Origin of the sequence: Tenacibaculum litopenaei (assembly GCF_964514025.1) — a bacterium.
Classification (GTDB): domain Bacteria; phylum Bacteroidota; class Bacteroidia; order Flavobacteriales; family Flavobacteriaceae; genus Polaribacter; species Polaribacter litopenaei.
The window spans coordinates 535,186-557,224 of record NZ_CAZEQT010000001.1 but is presented as its reverse complement, the minus strand read 5'-3'; the positions used below and the strand labels follow the sequence as shown (position 1 = coordinate 557,224).

The following is a 22,039-nucleotide window of genomic DNA, read 5'->3' as shown; positions in this document are numbered from 1 at the left end:
TGTTATAGTTTTTGATTAGAGTTATGGTTTGTAAAATTTATGACGGCATTGTAAAGCGTTCTCTTATTCGCTTCCTGCCAAATACTAAAGTGATTTCCTGGTATTATTTGTGTTGAAAATTTATCCGAACTAAATGCTTTCCAAGCATTCATCTTATTTGGTTGACTGCTGTCTTCAGCTCCGATAGCCAAAACATTGGTCACTACCGCATTCATTGTCAAGCAATACGATTGTAATATTTTTACGTTGTTTGCTACCACACGCTCTACGCGAGCTTTCGTATGTTCTGGAAGTGTATTTCCTTGTAATTGCTCGGTAATCAATTCTTCGATTAAGGCATCATCAATCTGATGTTCTCCATCGTGCGCTAGTTCTGAAAACGCTATTTGCGGATCTTTATCGATGAGTATCAATGCGACATCAATCCCTTCTTGCTTTGCACATTTTGTCAGTTCTGCGGCTAGCAAAGCTCCCATAGAATAACCTAACAGGTACTTTCTTTTGGCGCTGCGCATTAGCGGAGCAATTTCGCGCCACATGCGCTCTACCATGTCCGACATACTCACAGGCAATGGAGTGTCAAAATCAATCCCTGGATATTGCAGTCCATAGCAAGCTACCCCTGCATTCCCCAGTGCTTCGGCGAGTTCTTTATACATTACAGAAGACCCTAGTACCGGAGGAATCATAAACATCTGACTTGCTGAGTCTGTTTGGTTCAACGGAACCAACAGGGTTTCAGCAGTGGATTGCTTATCTAGGATATCCGCTATACCTTGAATGGTTGGATTCATAAAAAAGTCTCGCACACGCAGTTCTTTATGAAATTCTTCCCATACTTGACTAATCATCGCCATCAAGGCTATTGAATGCCCTCCTAACTCAAAAAAGCTCACATCTGTGCTTACAGAAATACTGTTTCTCTTGAGGAGCTTGCTCCAAATACTCAGTAATTTTTCTTCAGTCTCCGAACTCGGTGCCACGCGACTGCTAAGTCCACTGAGGTCTTGTATAGCCAGTTCTTTTCTCAATTCAGCATAGGCCACTTTTCCATTTGTAGTGAGTGGAATTTGCTCCATAAATACAATTACTCCTGGAATCATGTACTCTGGTAATTGCTTTCTTAAGTCTCGCTTCAAATCACTTTGATCCAACGGAGTTTCTGTGACCATAAAGGCCGTTAACAACTGTAATTCCGGATTAAAATCAAGCGCTACCTCTACAACTCCGGGTTGCTGTAGGCAAGCGGCACTCACTTCTCCTTTATCAACGCGATACCCACGGATTTTTATCGTCGTACCGACACGTGCTTTAAACTCGATGTTCCCGTCGGCATTCCACCTTCCAATATCTCCAGTTTTATACCAGCGTTCTTGATTGATTTCTGGTAATTGCACAAAACTCTCTGCATTTTTTTGCGGTCGATTTATATAGCCTCTAGCCATCCCAGCTCCGGACAGATACAATTCTCCCCAAACACCGATTGGCACTTGACGTTGTTGCGCATCTAAAATTTGGATCTGAGTATTCTCGAGAGGTTTTCCAATCGGAATTTCTGTTTCCGACCCGTCAATTTTATAAAGCGTCGCACAAACACTGTATTCGGTAGGTCCGTATGCATTAAAATAATTGAGCTTTTTTGCATAAAATGCGGCATCGCTCTTGTTGGGAGCCTCCCCCGCAGTTACTAACACGCGAATCCCTGCCACGGTTCCTCTGTCGAGGTTTGACAAATACGCTGGAGGCAATGTCGCAAAACTGATATTTGCCTCTCGTAAAAACGATGAAAATTTCACTGGGTTTGCAATCGTTTCATCACTTACAAGTACCAATGTACTCCCTGCGTAGAGTGCGATGCATATTTCGTATACTGAGGCATCAAAAGAACAGCTCGCAAATTGTAAACAAGTATCTGTTGCCTCTATTCCTAGTTGCTCAATCTGATCGGTAACCATATTGATATTTCCACGATGCTCAATCATCACCCCTTTCGGTACACCTGTTGAGCCAGAAGTATAAATAACATAGGCCAAATCATCTGGTTGTACTTGGGTCGTCGGCACGCAACCTTTGTATTCTTCACAATAGTTCGCCAAACGCTCGACTCCAACAATCTCGCTGTTTTCCAAGGTCAAATCCAAGCTGTCATCTGCAATGACAAACAAGGGGTTGGCATCTTTAAAAATCAACTCTTTACGCTGTAACGGCTGCTTAGCATCGACCGGTAAGAATGCCGCTCCTGATTTTAAAATCGCCAACATGCACACCACTTGCCATTCCGAACGCCTCATAGAAATCCCGATAATGCGATCACGTCGGTGCTCAAAATTGTCTTCAATCCAGCACGCCAAGGCATTGGCTTTTAAATTGAGCTCGTAATAGCTATAGCTTCTATTTTCAAAAATCAGCCCTATTGCATCTGGTGTTTCAGTAACCTTCTCTTCAATTCTCTGATGAATTGATGTATATATTTTTTCCTGCGTTGTTTCATTAAAACTATTCAGTAACGCTTTTTCATCAGGGGTTAACAACTGTAAGTCTTGAACCGCAATACTCACATTTGAGACCACCTGCTGTAGTACCTTTTCGTAGTGCTTTACAAATTGCTCTATAAAGCCAGCATCGTAACACTGTTTGTCATATTCTACAAATACGCGCAGTCCCTCTGGAGTTTCTCTCGTTACAAACGAAGCATCAAACTTACTCTCTTGCAACTCTTCCGTAACTCCTTCAACTACGATATCTGTTAACTGCAAATCATCGTCTTGAATTTCACGTTCGTTTTGATGTATAAACATCACATCAAAAAATGGTGTTGTTCCTTGTATTCCTTCTTCAAAATCACGAGCTAACAAATCAAATGGATAGTCTTGATACTCGGCAATTTGCAATACATTTTCTCTCACACTTCGCAGCAGGGCTTCAAAACTTTGCTGCGGTGCTACTTGAGTTCTATGCACCACCGTATTCACAAAAAATCCTAATTGGTCTTCGTATTCCTGCCTGTTCCTACCCGCCACCACGGACCCTACTATTAAATCACGCTGTTCTGTATAACGGTACGCTGTAGCTTTAAAGGCTGCCAATAAAACCATAAATACACTGCTCGCTGTCGTTTTTGCTAACTCATTGATTTCTAAGGTCAATGAGGCTTCTAGTACATAACTAAAAGTGGCTCCTTCTGACTGCGACGTCTTCGTTTTGGATGTACTCCTCGGCAAACTAAATCGCGAGCGTTCTCCTGATAGATATGAATTCCAAAAGGCCTGATGTGCCTGAAAATTCCCCTCATGAAACTGATTCAGCTCCCAGCTTGCAATATCTTTAAACTGCAATTGCAAAGGGGTTTCTGTATATTTTATTCCCGTAGTTAGGGCATTGTAGCGTTCGCATAATTCATTTAACAGTATAGTTGCCGACCATCCGTCTGAAATACTGTGGTGTAAATTCATCACGAGTAAGGTTTTTTCAGGAGTTGTATACAGCCCAAAATCAAACAATGGTCCCTTCGCTAAATCAAAAACGCGATTTACTTTCTCACTAACAAAGCTAGCTACCTGATCTAGTTTTACGGGTAACGGTGCTACTTCAATAAACTGCTTAAAACGTTCTGCTTCTAAAATTACTTGTCGAGGACTTCCTTGTGCCACTCTAAAAACAGTTCTCAATATTTCGTACTTCTCAATAATCCCTTCAAATGCTTGTCTTAAAGCGAGTACATCTACCTTTCCGTGAAGCCAAAATACCTTTGGCACATTATAGGCTGACTTTGAATTGCTCAATTCGTGAAGCATCCACAATCTCTTCTGTGCATGTGATAACGGGTAGCTTTCCTGCTGAGGTGCTGGCGCAATCACCGTTTTTAATTCAGTACTACACGCTTCCAATTCTCTGGCCAACAATTGCACGGTAGGTTTTGTAAATACCATTTTCAATGCGAGTTTTTTCCCGAAAGTACTTTCGATGAGGTTAATTAGCTTTAGGGCCTTTATCGAATGACCACCTAAGTGGAAAAAGTTGGTATTTACAGCGATTTCTTCTGTGTTTAACGCCTGATTCCACAAGGCCAATAAGCGTCGTTCTGTTTCATTTTTAGCAAACACATCTTCTGATGCATCGGCCTGACTCAAACTTGCTAGTAATTTCTTCTTATTCAACTTGCCATTGGCGGTAACTGGAATCTCCTTTACCTCAACAAGTCGTTTTGGAATCATAAAATGCGGTACTTGTTCACTTAATTCTCGTGCTACCTCGGGGATACTCTTAGCATTTGTAAGCTCTAAAAACGCCACTAACTCTGGAGTTCCTTTTGTGTCTGTCATCAAAACAGCACATTGATGCACACCATCTAAGGCTATCAGCGCTCTTTTCACCTCATCCAACTCTATGCGGTATCCATTTAACTTTACCTGATCATCAATTCTTCCTTTAAACAATAACTCAGACTTTTCCGACCAGCAAACAACATCACCAGTAGCATACATTTTTGTACCTGGCTGCCAAGGATTGTCAATAAACTTTTCATCCGTACTTTCTGGCAATCCGTGATATCCTTGTGAAAGCCCTGCTCCTGCTAAATACAATTGCCCTTTCACTCCAGGGGCCACTGGCTGTAAGTTTGTATCTAATACATAGGCCTTCATATTATCTATTGGAGTTCCTATGATTACCTGTTCTGCCAATTCTCGGTACGTAGCCGCTGTAAATTCCTTGACTATACAACCAATAGTAGTCTCCGTAGGCCCGTAGTGATTGATCAATTTCTTTGTCGGAAACTTCTCGAAAAACGAGGTCAAATCACGGGCTACAATCGCTTCGCCTCCTAACATTAAGTACCTGAGCGTATCCAAGCTTTCCAATTCAAATTCCGCATCATTTATACACAATGCATAAAACGACGGGGTAGTTTTTATAAAGGTGATTGCATTCGCAGCTAAATACCTTGACAAATACGATGTGTTCAAATACTGCTCTCTCGGTAGTACGTGTAAGGTTCCTCCATTTGCCAAGGTTGGAAACACAGCGCTGTGCCCCAAATCAAAAGCAAAGGACGATAACAATACCGCCTTATCGTCAGATCCGTACTCATAGTTATGAGTAAACCAATTCACGTAATTCAACAGTTGTTTTTGTTGAATTCGAACTCCTTTAGGGGTACCTGTTGATCCCGAAGTATATATCATATAGGCCAGTGAATCTGGTGTATTCAATGATACTGAAACAGGATTCTCTGTTTGCCATGAAGTATCATCTAAGCACACGACAGTACCGGAAAATGAAAGTTCTCCTCGTCTATCACTTTGGGTGAGTACCACCTCTGCACCACTATTTTCTAGAGTGTATTCAATACGAGCTTTGGGGGTATCAACATCCAAGGGTAAATAAGCTCCACGAACTTTAAACGCCGCTAATACCGCGATAAATACTTCAGCACATGGCTCCATATAAATTCCTATAAGACTCCCTCCTGCACCGCAGGCCAACAAATGACCCGCCAAGGCATTGGCTTTTGTTTCTATCTCTGCCAAAGTCCAACTGCGCTTCGGATCTACCAAACCGATATTACTAGGATAGCGGGCTGCGCTTTTAGAAAATAATTGATCTAAGGTAGCTCCTTTATCTCTGTGTAAAACCGACGTTTGATTGACTTCTGTAAGCAATTCCTTTCTTTCATGCGGAAGCAAGACATCTATGTCACTTATCAAAGTATTCGGTGTCGATTGCAATACCGTTAGTAATTGGTAAAAGCGCTGTACTATATTTTTTGCTGTTCGTTCCGTAAACAATGCTGATTTAAACTCAAGGTCAGCGACAATTTCATCCTCTAGGAGCAAAAACTTGACATTCAAATCAAATTTCACTCCTGTATCTTTAGGAGTCACCACTAAGGTTTCTGCTGCTGCTGATGGAGACAGCTCCTCTATTTCCGTTGAAAAATCTTCTGCAGTAATCCAACTAAAAAGGGTTTTATACAGGGTATTTTCGCTTAAAATTTGCTGCTCGTGAAGACTGTCGAGCAATTGCTGTACCGGATACTCCTGCTGCTCGATATCGGCCACTACCTGTTTTTGAGTTCTCGTCAAAAAAGTTCCAAAATCTTCCTCAACCTCCCATTGCAATCGAATGGGTAAGGTATTCACAAACATTCCCACCGTCTTCTTTACCTGGGCGTGTTTCCTTCCCGCCATCGGAACTCCGATTACGAGATCGTTGGTGGCTCCTAATTTTGTCAATAGCAATGACCAACAAGCCAATACACTCGTAAACAAACTACCATGGTGCGCTGCACTCAGATCTTTTAAAAACTGAGTTTGTTCGGCTCCAATTTTAAAGGCTATAGATTTTCCTTCAAAAGTTTGGCCTGCCTGCTTACGTCCTTTATAAGGTAATTGCAATTCTGGTACCTCTTGAGCAAACCGCTCAGTCCAGTAGTTTTTCAGTTTTTTACCGTAGTCGCCTGCCAATTGTAAAGCAAACCAGCTACTGTAATCTTTGTATTGTAATGCTACAGGTGCCAAACTAGCTCCTGCTAAAAGTTCTTGTAATTCTTCTTGTATAATTCTTTGCGATACTCCATCAATAATACTGTGATGGAAATCTACCCACAATTCCGCAGCTCGTTCATCGCGATGTACAAAACTCATTCTCCACAGTGGTCCATGAACCAAATCAAACGGTGTAACAAAGCCCTTCCAGTCCTCTTCTGACGGATTGGCAATCACGGCTACTTCTACCTGTTGTTTTTCATTAATACGCTGATATACCTCTTCATTTTCACTGTAAAAAGTAGTGCGTAAACTTTCGTGACGCGCTATTAAAGCCCCCACGGCTGCCTTTACTTGTTCATACGTAACAGAATTAGGCAACTGCACTGCTCCCGGCATGTTATACACGGTACTTTCCGGCATTAACTCATACAATGCAAAGAGTTGTTTTTGCAATGCACTCGCTGTATAGGGCCCCTGTTCAGGAGCAATTGGAATGGTAATTCCCGTTCCTTTTTCTGCCGAGTCTATACGGCTTGCTAAACTTCTTAAATGTTCTGAAGTAAACACCTCGGCATAACGCAATGTCACACCACAGCGTTCCTCCACGCGATTGGCCAAGGCTATGGCCTTTAAACTATGTCCTCCTAAATCGAAAAAGTTTGCCAGTACTGAAATGTTTTCAGAATTGAGTTGCAGCACTTCGGCTACAATTTGTACTAGGGCTATTTCCGTAGCTGTATTGGGGCTTGTATAGTTTTCCGATGTAAGTGTAACGTTTGGTTTTGGAAGTTCTCGATGATTTATCTTTCCATTTTTATTTAAGGGCATATGCTCCAACTGCACATAGTAACTAGGTACCATATACGCTGCCAACTCGTTCGCTAAAAACGATTTGAGTGTCTCCTCACTAATGCTACTATCCGCTGTGTAATACGCGACTAACACTTTATCCGCCCCTTGCAAATCCAAGGCAACAACTTCCACTTCTTTAGTGGCTGGATGTTTCTGTAATACCGCTACAATTCCGTCGAGTTCAATACGATGTCCTCGAATTTTCACTTGATGGTCTTTTCGTCCGAAAAAACTGATATTTCCATCCGCTCGCCAGCGCCCTAAGTCACCTGAACGATATAGAGATCCTTCCGCTACTTTTGGTAGTTGCACAAAGCGTTTCTCTGTTTCTTCCGGGTTGTTTAAATACCCCTGGCTCACTCCTAAACCTCCCAAATAAATTTCACCGGTTACTCCTACTGGAACAGGTTGCTGATTGGCATCTAAAATATGTACCGTCGAATTATCGATTGGAATACCGATAGGTATGTTTTTCATATCGGTAAGGAAGATTTCTCCACAGGTAGAAAATGTCGTATTTTCTGTAGGTCCGTAAAAATTGATAATCGGCACCGTTGGATGTGCTGTTTTCACGCGTTCAAAATGCTCTGGTGACAAGCGTTCTCCTCCTACCCAAATTTCATTTAAACCTTTAAAAATAGAGACATCAATATCTGCTAACTGATGAAACCAGGCCGTCGTGATCCACATTTTTGTAATCCCACGACTCTCTTTTTCTCGGTGTAAATTTTTTACATCTAGTAAATCTTGTTGTGCAATGATATGCAACTGACCTCCGTTTAAAAAAGCTCCCCAGATTTCAAAGGTAGCTGCGTCAAAAGACAGCGATCCTGTTTGTAAAAAACGATCTTCTGCTGTTAAGGACGAATAGTTGATTCCCTTTACGAGTCGCAGTATATTTTGATGGTTTACCATCACCCCTTTAGGCTTACCTGTAGTTCCAGAGGTAAACATGACATAGGCCAAATCTTCCAATTGATCTGCTGGCAAGCTCGGCGGTAAGCTACTTGTCTTTTGAAAAAGTTGAGGCGTACTAATATTCACTTGCACTAGCGCTTCTTTCGCCAATAAAGGCTCTGCATCCACATCGGTCAAGACCACTCTAGCGGATGAAATGTTTAAAACGTTTGAAATATGTGCTGCCGTAAACTTTCGCTCCATCGGTAAATAGGCCGCACCAGCTTTAACAATTGCCAACATTGCAATGATATAATCGGCATTCCGATCACATAAAATTCCTACGATTTCTCCTGAAGTCACTCCTTGAGCATCTCTCAGGTAATTTGCTATCCTATTCGCACTAGCGGCGAGTTCTTTATACGTATAAGAAGTACTATCATCTCTCAAAGCCAAGGCATTGGGCTGTTGTTGAACCTGCTTTTCAAACTCGACAACTAGTGACTTCCATGGGAAATTGGTCGTTACACTTCCTGAAAAGCGCTGCAATAATGCGGTCTCATCAGCGTTCATATAACTCATCTTCCCAACGGTAAGTGCCTCCTTTTCAATTCCATTTCGCAACAACTCTACAAGATGCCTCACCAAATTTTGCATTTTCCCAGCTTCAAACAACTGTGCTTGGTAATCCAATTCCACCGTCAGTGCATCTTCGCTTTCATTAAAGTTAATCAGTAGCTCAAACTTGCTATGTTCAAAATCACGCTCGTAATTTGCATAAGTAAACCCTAAAGCTTCTGGAGTTTCTGAATCTTGTGCTGTGGTATTCTGTACTGAAGCAAACACATTGAACAACGGTGTTTTACCTGGCTCCGTGACTAACTGCAAATCCTGAACTAACAGATCAAAAGGATAAGCTTGATGCTCATGAGCTTCCCATACGGTTTGCTTCACCTCCTCAACAATTGCCGCAAATGAGCTCGTATGAGCTATTCGTGATCGCAGTGCTAAAGTATTGACATAAAAACCTATCTGCTGTGTTAGGTCACTGTGTTCTCTACCAGCTGTAGGAGTTCCGATCACCACATCTTCCTGACCGGTATACCTCGACAATAGTACTTTCAATCCAGTTAACAAGATGACAAAAACGGAGGTTTCTTTCTCCTTTGCATATTCCTTTAACTGTTGGTATAAGGCAGGCGAAACTTCGTATTTTTCCGTTTTATTTCCGCTGCACTCACTCGCAGAGACGTCGTAAGGCAATTCCAAACGAGTTAGCTCCCCTGCAAATTTTTGTTGCCAATAGGCTTTTAATTTTGTCGATTTACTTTCCGCCAATTCTGCATTTTGCCAGTGCGCAAAATCTTTGTACTGAATAGCCAACGGCGGTAAGTTTGGTACTTGGTTATTGTTGAGTGCCACATAACAGCGGAACAACTCATTACCAAACACCTCTGTTGACCATCCATCGGAAATAATGTGATGTAGCGTCAATAAAAACAAATACGTTCCCTCATTTATCTTTAGTAATAATGCCTCAAAAGGTGGGCGCTCTGAAAGGTCAAAAACAAGGTTTGCCTGGCGCTGTACTACAGCGTCAACAGCCTCTTGATTATCAGAAAGTTCCTCTAAAGATTCGTACTGTAATTCAAAACGATAAGTATCTAATACCTGCTGTACTGGCTCGTTATTTTGAGTTACGAAAACCGTTCTCAATATTTCATGTCTGTCTACCAAGGTCTGTATTGATTGCTCGATTAATTTTCTATCTACAGTTCCTCGTAGTTGAAGCACATGTGGTATGTTATAATCCGCGGCAGCTTCCGTTACCTTATTTAAAATCCACATGCGTTTTTGAGCGTGAGACAGCTCGTAATAAGGTCTGGGGCTCACGGTCGGAATCTCATCAAACCCCGTAGCTTTTTTGCTTGCAACTAGCAGCGCTAAGTCTGCCAATACTGGGTGTTGAAATATGTCTTTTAGCGATATGATTACTTGCAGTTCTCTGCGGATACTGGCCATGAGTTGCGTCGCTTTTAAAGAATGGCCTCCAATTTCAAAGAAATTATCAGTCGTACTCACGCGCTTTACCTTTAGCAATGCTTCCCATAAAGCAACCAATCGCTTTTCTTCGTCCGAAGTAGGTAATACAACCTCGTTCTCAGTGACTAACTGTGCCTCTGCAGGATCTGACAATCCTCGCTTATCAACCTTACCATTAGGTGTTAGAGGCATCGTCTTTTCTCTGACATAAAAATGCGGTCTCATGTATTCGGGAAGGCGTTCTGTAAAATAGGCCTGCATATCGGTCTTCGTCAAGGCCACCTCACTCACAAACCATAAGCTCAGGTAACGCTCCTCTCCTTTGTTGTACAACAAGCAAATAGCATCGCTTATTTGAGGGTGTTCTTTCGCTACCGCTGCAATCTCATCGAGCTCAACGCGGTACCCTCTTATTTTTACCTGATTGTCCAAGCGACCCACGAACTCGAGCGTCCCGTTTGGCAACCATCTTCCCTGATCACCGGTACAATAGATGCGTTCCTGATTTTTAACAGGGTGTTCAATAAACTTTTCAGCTGTTAGATCAGGCTGTTTATAGTATCCTTTGCTCACTCCAGCTCCTCCGATGCAAATTTCTCCCAATACTCCTACCGGTTGAATTTCTCTTTTCTCATTCAGAATGTAGATTTCCTGATTGTCATACAATCTTCCTAAAACGGGTTGCTTTTTAAATTCAGGAAAGGTTGCTTTGGTCATCCAATACGCTACGGAACCAATGGTACATTCAGTAGGTCCGTAGTGATTTCCTAAGGTCACTGTTGGATAGTATTCAAAATACTTTTCTAAATTCTTTACATTAATGGCCTCTCCTCCTTGTTTTAACAAACGCAATGACTTGCAGGCCGTCGGATTTGCCGTAAAGGCAGGTGAATTCACCAATACCCCAAAAGTAGAGGGTACTATTTTTATATGTGTAATCCCTTCTTGTTCTATATAACGCAAGGTTTGTTCAGGATCAAAGATGGTTTCTTTAGGAATGTGTAAAACACCCCCTGTCACGAGCGTTGCCCAAACATATCCATAACAACCATCAAAATTGTACGAGTTGATCAGCATAGTACTATCGGCCGGTGTCAACTCATATTGGCGTTTAAACCAATTTACATTATTGGTTAACGATCGGTTGTAAATAAGGGTTCCTTTGGGTTTCCCTGTAGTTCCCGAAGTATAAATCATGTAAATCACCTCATCAATAGCGCGTTGACGAGCAGGATTTTGACTTCCATCGCCCGAAATATCGTCCATTGACAAGTACGTTTTCCCGTTCACTGTCCCTTCTGATTTAAGGTACCAGGCTTCTGTAAGCACAATACTACAATCACTATCGGCTAAGCAATACTGCACGCGTTCTTTGGGAGCTGCTATATCAATAGGTACAAAAACACCTCCAGCTTTTAACACTGCCAAGGCCCCAATCATTATATGTTCTGAGCGATCTACCATAAGCGCAACATGTGCTCCTATCGCAAAATCATTACACTTCATAAGCTGCATGGCCAATTGATTGGCTTTGTAATTCAACTCCTCATAAGTCAAGGAGGTAGTGCCACTTTTTACTGCAATCGCCTCTGGGGTTTGCAGTACTTGATTCTCGAACTGTGTGATAACCGGAATTTCCTCAAAACTGACTTTTGCGCGCGTAATCGCGTCATTTATAATCTGCGTATCTGTCGCAGTCGTAAAATTCAGTTCATCAATAGCGACGTCCAAGTCCTTCACGACTAGCTCGAGCGCTGCTATTAAATGCTTTGCGAACACATCCATTTCGCTAGCCGAAAAAACTGCTGGTTGATAATTCAACTCGAGAAAACAATCTTCTGCCGCTCTTGAAAATTTCACCAAGCAATCAACAGTCTCTAATTCACTTGTCCATATATTGGCTCCAGGGACGTAGCAAGCAATACTTTTTAACTTTTTAGCCTGCTCTTCCACTGCGAACACTTCTTCGGTTACCTCAGCTATATCGTAATTTTGCTGTTCCATAGTTGTGAGCAGTTCCTTGTGAATTCCTCCCAACAACTGACGAACCGTCCCTTCGGTATCCAACGAAATTGCCAATGCCAACAAGCGCGATATTCCGTCATTAGTAGTACTTGCAAACGTACTAGTTGTTATTAATAATTCTCGGTATACTGTATACTTTGATAACACGATACTCATGGTAGCGATCAATAGCTTAAATAAGTTGATCTCTTTTCCCTTAGTCATGTTCAAGAGCTCATTCATGAGTTCTTGCGGTACCAAACGAGCTGCAGTCATTCTTTCCTGAAGAGCCACCCCCTTGAGGTTTTTCTCAAAAGGCGTTGTTTTGTTCGCCTCTTTTAACTTCGTATTCCAATATGCCGTTTTGGAAAGTGTATGTATTACATTTTGTTCCATCTGTTTTCTATTTCAATTAACTACTGGGAATAGGGATTATGAAAAGTCATCTACTAGATCAACTTCCGCTACAGGTTTTGTCACTAGGCTTGCCATACTCGCATCTGGTTGTGCTAACAATGCCCCGAAAAACTGCTGTATTCCCGTTGCGATTTCAGCTATACTACTCTTGTAAAACAAGCTACTCAAATACTTAATCTGCAAGGTAAATTCACCTTGTGCATCAGATTGAAATTCAAACATTAAATCGTATTTATTATGTTCTTCGTCAGTCAAGTCTGTCGCGATTTCCTGAAAGCTCAATCGGTGCGTCAAAGCTTCTTCTTCCAATCCATCATTGTAGGCAAACATGATATCGAACAGGGCATTTTTCTGCGTTTGTCCGGCCAATCCAAGTTGTTGCACTAACAAATCGTAGGGATGTGACTGTCTTATAAATGCCGCTTCTGTCTCTTCGGCTACTTGCGTTAATAGGCTCGAGAAACTCTGTGCTACTTCCCACACAGAACGCAAGACAATGATATTTACATAGAATCCTATTTGATCCTCTAATTGTGGATGATTTCTCCCAGCTACTAAGGTTCCAAGAGGAACATCAGTCGTATTTAAAAAGGTTCCTAAATACGCTTTGAGTAATGTTTGAAGAACGAGGTAAGGACGGTGTCCTGTAGATGTACTATACGCAGTAATAGCACTACTCAATTCCGTTCCGAATGCTACTGTTTTTACCACGGAATGAGTATCGCGATAGGCTCCTCTAGGCTTATCGAGTGGTAACTCTTTTCTATTGGCAACCCCAGTGAGTACTCGTCCCCAATACTGGGCCTCTTCATTAGAGGCATCCGCTAATCGTTTGTTATGCCAGCTCGCGAAGTCTTTGTATTGAATGGTGAGTTGGCGTGCGGGAATACTCCCTTGAATAAGCAGGCTCTCATAAGCTGTTTCGATTTCTTTTTGCAATACCTGCAATGACCATCCGTCCCCTATGATGTGGTGCATATTCACAATCAAAGCCTGTTGAGATCCCGAAGTTATCACCGTTACCCGCAAGAGCGCATCGGAGCTCACATCAAATTCATAGGCACGTTCTGACACTAATTTTTGTTGCGCCATCTCCAATACCTCTTTTTCTGTATGCAACACCTCAAAAAAGTCCGTACTATTTATTTGATTTTTGATTTTTTGATAGGGAATTCCTTCTTTGTCAATAAAATTTGTGCGCAAAATCTCGTGTTTGTTCAGCACATAGCTGAGGGTTTTCTCAAACTTCGCCAAGTCAAACTCTCCCTGGATTTCAAAACCAACGACGATATTGTACACTGCTTTATTTTCTGCTATTTGTTGTGCTAACCAAAGGCGCTTTTGCGCTTGAGAACACGGGTATAATTCAGCTTCTTCGACCTTTGAAATGGCTACTTTGGTACTACCATCCATTGCCTGTCCTTTTTCAATAGCCTCTGCAAGCCCTTGAATAGTTGCATTTTTAAACACCGTGGCTAAGTCGACAATGCTTCCTAACTGCTTTTGAATTTTAGCTATCATTCGCATGGCTAAAATGGAATGTCCTCCGATCTCAAAAAAGTTTTCGTGTATTCCTATCACAGGTCGGTTCAATAACTCACTCCAAATAGTTAGTAATTTTTTCTCTAGAACGGTACTTGCCATTTGCGTTGTTGTATCTTCTTCAACTGCCTTCCACTTTGCTAACTCATTTCTATCTATTTTCCCATTTCTATTCAAAGGGAACTCCTCGAGAACGACCAACTGCTTAGGCACCATATATTCTGGCAATTTCTCACCGAGTTCGGCACTAATTTGGTCTAACTGTACCTCCCTAGTTTCTCCTTGTACAAAAGCCTGTAATTGCTTACCGCCACCGGGTAATTCTTTTGCAATCACAACTCCTAATTTTACTTGTTGACACTGATTTAACACCGTTTCAATTTCTCCTAATTCAATACGGTATCCGTTGACTTTTACCTGTGAGTCTTTTCGGCCTATATAGCTCACATTTCCGTCCGGGAGCCATTTTGCTAGGTCACCAGTTTTGTACAAACGCTGACCTGTAACAAAAGGATTTGCTACAAACTTTGCTGCTGTTAAATCGGGGCGGTTTAAATAGCCCTTACCCAAACCTGTACCACCTATGCACAGCTCACCTACTACTCCAACCGGTAGCAAATTCAAATGGTCGTCTAAAATGTAAATGGCTGCATTTGGAGTCGGTTTCCCGATAGGTACCGTTACGGCATTTGCAGGCAACTCACTCGCTCGGTAATAGTTACAGAATACGGTTGTTTCGGTAGGACCATAAATATTATCTAAACTGGCCGTCAACTTCGATTTTTGATAATTTCTGACCGTTCTCACCGGAAGAACTTCTCCTCCAATTAAAAAATACTCAATACTAGGCATCTCGATATCGTTGGCTAATACGTATTCCATAAATGCCGTTAAATGCGAGGGCACTAAATTTAACTGGGTTACTTGCTGGCGATTGAGTTCGTTAATAAACTGCCCTAAATCTCTTACTGTAGCATCTGGAACAATTACCATGCTCGCGCCTCCTTTGATCCAACCGAAAAGTTCAGGAATTGCCATATCAAATCCGAAATTGGTTTTAAAGGTCATACGATCCCCTTCTTTTAACGGATGTGTTTGATCAGAAAAACAGACAAAACTATAGAGTGCTCGGTGAGAAATCACAGCGCCTTTTGGTCTTCCTGTGGTTCCAGACGTATAAATACTATAAGCCGTATCAGACTGAGAAATGATTTCCGGAGCTTGAAATACGGAGGCTTCCTTTGAATTGTTCAATAGAGCCAATGTGTCGACCCACCTTACCTCCGAGGTACCTTGAACAGTTGCCAGAACATCAGGTTGCGTCAGAACTGTTTTTGCATTACAATCATCCACGATAAACAGAATTCTATCTTTAGGATTGGAAGGATCTATGGGCACATACGCAGCTCCCAATTTTAAAATGGCAAAAATTCCTACCACAGTAGGTATTCCGCGTTCCATACAAATTGGAACAAAATCACCTCGACGCACTCCTAACCCCTGTAAATCAGCGGCAAGAGATTCCGCCTTACTATTGAGCTCTCCATAGCTCATGGTGTTGTTTGGAGCAATCAAAGCGAGAGCTTCTGGTTTTCGTTGCACTTGTTGATTAAAAAGATCGAGAATGGTTTCCTCAGAATCGAGTTCCAAATTCGCAGCATTAAACGATAACAACTGCGCTTCTTCGGCAGGACTCAGCATTGCTAAGCTCGCCAATTCTTTTTCTGGATACGTTACTACAGCCTTTACTAAATTGCTAAAATGGGTTGCCAAACGTTCTATTGTCGCCGTTTCAAACAGGTCTTTTCTATATTCAATTTCTACCTGTAGTTCCGATCCTGACTCTTCTACTATCATGTGCAAATCACTGTGTACCTGCAACTCAGATGACTCTAGTAACTCAGAGGTTAACCCGTCTAACTGTAAATCAGCAACTTCCGGCGTATTTTGGTAGGTAAACATCACTTGGTATAAGGGATTTCTATTGATATCACGTTTACCTGTGGTGCGTTCTACTACTTTTTCAAAGGGAGTATCTTGATATTTAAAGGCTTCTAAGGCAGTTGCTCTCACTTGTGCTAACAGCTCTTGAAAGCTCATATCAGCACGCAATTCCGTCCTAATAGCCAAGGTATTAACAAAAAACCCAATTAATCCCTCAAATTCTTGATGGGTTCTACCAGCAATCGGTGTTCCTACACAAATATCTCCCTGTCCTGCATACCTGTACAACAGCAGGTTAAACGCACTTAGTAAACTCATAAAAAGGGTTCCTTTCTGCGCCTGAGCCAAGGCTCTCATTGCATTGGTTTCCTCCTCTGCAATCGTAAAAGAGACGGTAGCTCCTTGAGTACTTAGGGTTTCAGGTCGTTTAAAGTCGGTTGGAAACTCTAAGATTTCAACTCCCGCAAGTTTCTTTTCCCAATACGACAACTGCTCTTCGAGAGAATTGTTCTTTTTACGTTGCCACAAAATATAGTCTACGTACTGAACTGGTAGTTCGGGTAAAACAGCCTCTTTTCCTTGCTGTTTTGCTTGGTATGCACTCAAGAATTCCTCTACGAGTATACTCTCAGACCACCCGTCGGCTGCTATGTGATGCATCACTAACACCAGTACGTGTTCTTCCGAACTGTAGCGGAACAACTCTGCTCTGAGTTTAAAATCTTTTGTAAGTACTATAGGGCGCTTACTCGCCGCATAAATATCTTCTTCAACAGTCGTCGTTGCTTGGGTTTTATCTGTTAACACTAATTCCCAATTTTGTGCATCTAAAAACTGTAAATGAGGTTCTTCTTCTGAGGTATCGATTACCGAACGTAAAATTTCATGACGGTCTACTACTTCTTTTAACGCAGCTTCCAAGACATTCACATCCAATTTTCCGGTCAACCTAACCGCAGCAGGAATGTGATATTCTGCACTCCCTCCGTGAAGTTGATCGAGAAACCAAACGCTCTCTTGAGCATAGGATAATGGAATTTTTGTCGGACGCACCTGCTTAAGCTGTTCGGTAATTTTTGCTCCTTGGAAGGTAGCATCAATATGCGCTGCCAAGGCTTGTAATTGGGTATAAACAAAGAGGTCTCTAACATCCAAGTTTACTTTCAACTGCTTTAATACTGCAGCTTTTACACGCATGGCTAGCAATGAATGTCCTCCTTTTTCAAAAAAGTCATCTGCGGCTCCAATACCTGACTTTTGCAAAACGTGTTCCCATATCGCTTTTACGACCAATTCTGTTGGCGTACTACAAGGAACCCCTGCTTCCGCTCCTTCCTTTTGCCCTTTGTGAACTTCCAAATAGTGAGCTAAAAGTTTCTTTTCATCTACTTTATCACTGAGATTCTGTGGCAATTTCACTACTTGACAGTAGTGGTTAGGTCGCATATAACTCGGTAATGCCTCCTTACACAACGCCGACAACTGCTGCTCTATATCCGAGAATTTTGTTGTCACAGCATCCTCTAGCACTATAAATGCGATTAAATCGATATCATTGGGCGATTTTTTATGGGCTATGACCGCTGCATTGGCAATGTGCTTATGGCTGCGTAACAAGGCTTCTATTTCTCCTAATTCTACTCTATTTCCTCTGATTTTGACCTGTCTGTCTTTTCTTCCGAGAAATTCAATATTTCCATCAGGTAACCAGCGTCCTAAATCGCCTGTTTTGTACATACTGTTTCCGAGAGTACCTAGAAATGGATTCTCTTTAAAACTCTCAGCCGTTTTTTCAGGTTCTTTATAGTACCCTGCTCCGACACCAATTCCTGAAACACATATTTCTCCGCTCACTCCTATAGGAACTAGCCTTTCATTGTTATCGAGAATAAAAATATTCATATTCGCTATCGGCTTTCCGATAGGAACTTTGAACTCGTTACTCGGAATTGCTTCCGTAATTTCGTATTGCGTAATATCATCCGAAGCTTCACAAGGTCCATAGCCGTTAAGCACTCTACAATTTGGTACCAATCGTCTCCAATCGTTCACCAAATGAGCTGGAATTTCTTCACCAACCATCATCATCCATTCCAAGGCTGGCAATAGCGAGTTTGTTGTTGCTTTTTCTTTTAAAAACTCGACAAAACCAATGAGGTAAGAGGGTACAAACTCAGCGATACTCACCGCTTCATCTCGTAAAATCTGAAATGTTTTTTCGTAATCCAACACCCAGGCTTTATCGGCAATCACCACCGTCCCCTTTTTTAATAGGGGCGCAAGCATTTGCCAGACAGAGATATCGGAAGCAATACTCGCACTTTGCAAAAAACTAAATCCGTCTTTTAAATCGAGTGCAGCGTATTCTGCGTAAATATGGTTTAAAGCTCCATCATGGCGGGTAATAGCTCCTTTTGGCTTTCCTGTCGATCCGGAAGTATAGAGCATATAAGCCCAATCTGACACCTCAGTATTTCCTTTGACATCAACTAACGCTGCTTCTTTGATTGCTACACCATCGCTCAACAAAACACCTTGTTTGCCCAGAGATACGCTGAGCTCGGTATCCGCTTCATCAATGACTATACATTGACCTAAGGTTTTTGGAAGTGCCTCTGAGCACAGCGCTCCTGCCAAGGTATTGTCCGTAATTACTGCTGAGATATCACCATCTGTCAGTAACTCCAAAGTTCTAGATACCGGATTTTGGATATCTAATGGTACGTATACTCCCCCTGCTTTGAACACTGCTAACAACGCGGCGATTAACTCAGGGGTTCTTTCGAGGTGAACTCCCACAAAACTCCCTTTTGACAATCCGTTTAAGCGCAAACTATTCGCCAACTGATTAGCGTATTCATTTAACGATTTGTAGGTCCACTCTCGCGATCCGTGTTTGATAGCCACCACCTCAGGAGCAGTCTTCACAACAGCTTCAAAAACTTCGTGTATGGGTTGTGTATTCGTAAAATCTACTGCTGTTGCATTGAAATCGAACAACAACTGCTTTTCTTCTTTGGAAGCTAGCCATTGTATTTCGTTAACACGGCGATCAGGACAGTGAGCAAACTGATGTACGAGTTCTTCAAAACTCGCCAGTAAACTATCCATAAATGCCGGGTGGTATTTTTCCGGATGGTAATAAAAAGTAACCGTAATTTCTTTAGCCAGCTCCACGTCAATATCAAAATCATAGTTGGTACGATCAAAAACAGCGACGTTTGAGATTTGGAACAAATCGTCTCCTGCCTCCTCTTCATTCATCTCTGATAGCGGATAGTTTTCAAAGGCAATAACGTGATTCACAAGATCAGCCTTTAAAGCTGTTTCACTTTGGATATCTGCCAAAGAGCTGTAATGGTGTGGTAGCCCGTCAATAAAATCGGTATGGGTCTTTTGTACGATGGTCCTCAAACTATCTCCGTCAGAAAATTGTACGCGTACTGGAATGGTATTGATAAATAATCCTAAACAGCGATCCATCCCTTCTAAAGTGGCAGGACGCCCCGATACTACATTTCCATATACGACATCATTGCTCCCGGAATACTTAGCTAACAGCAAACCCCAAGCGGCCTGAAAAAGATCGTTCAACGTCACTCCCATTTCCTTAACTACCTCGTTCAATATTGCTGTTTTTTCTGTATCAAACACCAATTTCTTCAAGGGGTTTCTATCATTTAACTCCTCTGTACTCGGTACTGAAGGAATTTCGGCCAAGTGCTGGTAACCATCCAAATAATTTTTCCAATAGGCTTTCGACGCCTGTTGGTCTTGTTGTTCTAACCACTTCACATAGGTCCCGAATGAGACGGCAGGAGCAAGTTGGAGCGGTCTGTTTTCTTTAAGACTATTGTAAATTTCATTTAACTCCTCAACCAAAATAGCATGGCACCAACCATCCAGTAGAATATGGTGGTAACTCCATAAAAAATCAAAGGCAGCTGTTTCCTTTTGAATAACTGTAATTCGCAACAAGGGTTCTTTAATCAAATCGAATCCTTTGTCTAAATCTGCCTCCTTGTAGGCCGTTAAAAAACGTTCATACGCCTCTTCCGACTCGTTTCTTTTGTCCAAAATTGTACAGGGAATACTTCTGTTTCTCAGTACTACTTGGATTGGGCGTTCGGTTTTATCATACACAAAGGCAGACCTCAAAATATCGTGTCGTTCTCCTAAAATTCGGATGCTTTCCGCAAAAATATCGCTATCAAAAGATCCGTTAACCGTGTAATACAACTGGTTAAAATACGCTTCTGAATCGTCCTTGATCTCATGAAAAAGCATTCCTTCTTGCATGGGAGTCAAAGGATAAATCTTTTCTATATTGTTGGCTTCTTGCTTCATGGTTGGTTAGTGAGTTAGTAGGTAATTAGTTTGATCGTTTTACTAGAGTGTCGCCTCAGAAAGTAGCGCTTCAGCGGTTACTTCATTTCCGGGCATCACACTCATCAAGGCGTCTTTCATTATTTCCAAAGCGCGATCGATGAGTTTTGGCGTAATAGTCAATGGTGGAACAATACGCAATACGTTGTTGTAATGTCCTCCAACTTCAAACAGCAGCCCTCTTTGTAAACAGGCTTGTCGAAACTCTTTTACGAGCTGACTCGCTGGAGTTTTTGTATGCGTATCGAGTACGAATTCTACTCCGATCATCAATCCCTTTCCACGGATATCCCCAATGCAATCAAACTGATTTGCTAATTCTTGCAATCCTGCTTTTAGATAAGCACCCATTTCTTTGGTATGAGCTCCTACTTGGTATTTTTCGATAAAATCGAACGCTCCGTTGGCAGCTGCCAAACTCACCTGGTTTCCTCTAAATGTACCGATGTGGTCTCCAGGTCCCCAAGCCTCTACTTCTTTTCTGTACACCAAGGCCGCTACAGGGAATCCTACTCCTCCTAAACCTTTAGACATGGTAATAATATCGGGCATGGCATCGTAATTCATACAGGCCAAAAATTCCCCTGTGCGGAAAAATCCGCTTTGGATTTCATCAAAAATCACCAAAACATCATTGCGATGTGCAACTTCGATGACTTCCTTTAAAAAGCCTGCTGCTGGAGGGATGTTTCCACCTTCTCCTTGAATAGATTCGACAATGATGGCAGCAGGCTTTGTGATCCCCGAGTGTTTATTTTCTAGTAAGAATGTCAATTGATCAATACAGAAGTTCTTACTCGCCTGACCTGTGCTATTTGACGGACAGCGATACTCATAGGTAAATGGTGTAAAATGCACATTCGGTACCAAGGCGCACAACTTTGATTTAAAAGCCGTATCCGCAGTAACTGCCAAAGCCCCTGAAGTCATCCCGTGATAACTTCCCGAAAAGGCGATAATACCCTCTCTACCCGTTTTAATTTTGGCTAACTTGATCGCTGCCTCAACGGCGTCAGATCCCGTAGGCCCTCCAAAACTCACTTTGTAATTCGTGCGTTCTGCTTCTGGCAAATTGCCTAAAATATGCTGAATGGCTCTTAATTTATTTTCTGTTGGAAAATCCAAAGCGTGAATTAACTTTTCTTGCTGTTCCTTTACATAGGCCAACACCTCATCGTTACAATGCCCTACGTTTACGACCCCACAACCTGCAAAAAAATCGATAAACTGGTTTCCGTCAACATCTTCTACTACAGCTCCCTTGGCTCTATCAATGGCAAAAGGCATACTCTTAGGATACGAAACTACCGCTCCTTCGATTTCCTTTTGTAAGTTTAAAAGCTCCTGTGATTTTTTCCCTGGAATTTGTGTCACTACTTTAGGTGTTTCTGTCAAATGAAACTGTGAAAATTTATGTGTTGTATTTTCCATCTTTTTATAAGTTTTTTTGTTCGGTTTAAACACTA

At 41.9% G+C, this 22,039-nt stretch carries 3 protein-coding genes; all 3 read right to left on the bottom strand.

What is annotated here, in order from left to right:
• Positions 1 to 2: 2 nt before the first annotated feature.
• Genes ACKTS5_RS02320 through ACKTS5_RS02310 form a run of 3 tightly spaced genes read right to left on the bottom strand, consistent with a single transcriptional unit; the run spans position 3 to position 22,004 of the window.
• Positions 3 to 12,680 carry an amino acid adenylation domain-containing protein gene (locus ACKTS5_RS02320; RefSeq protein ID WP_408042220.1) on the bottom strand — a complete coding sequence of 4,226 codons (12,678 nt, stop codon included), beginning with the start codon at positions 12,678 to 12,680 and terminating at the stop codon, positions 3 to 5.
• 36 nt (positions 12,681 to 12,716) lie between these two features.
• The gene (locus ACKTS5_RS02315) at positions 12,717 to 20,534 is read right to left on the bottom strand and encodes an amino acid adenylation domain-containing protein (protein ID WP_408042219.1); all 7,818 of its coding nucleotides are present in this window, start codon (positions 20,532 to 20,534) and stop codon (positions 12,717 to 12,719) included.
• Positions 20,535 to 20,576: 42 nt separating this feature from the next.
• The gene (locus ACKTS5_RS02310) at positions 20,577 to 22,004 is read right to left on the bottom strand and encodes an aspartate aminotransferase family protein (RefSeq protein WP_408042218.1); all 1,428 of its coding nucleotides are present in this window, start codon (positions 22,002 to 22,004) and stop codon (positions 20,577 to 20,579) included.
• Between the last annotated feature and the right edge of the window lie 35 nt (positions 22,005 to 22,039).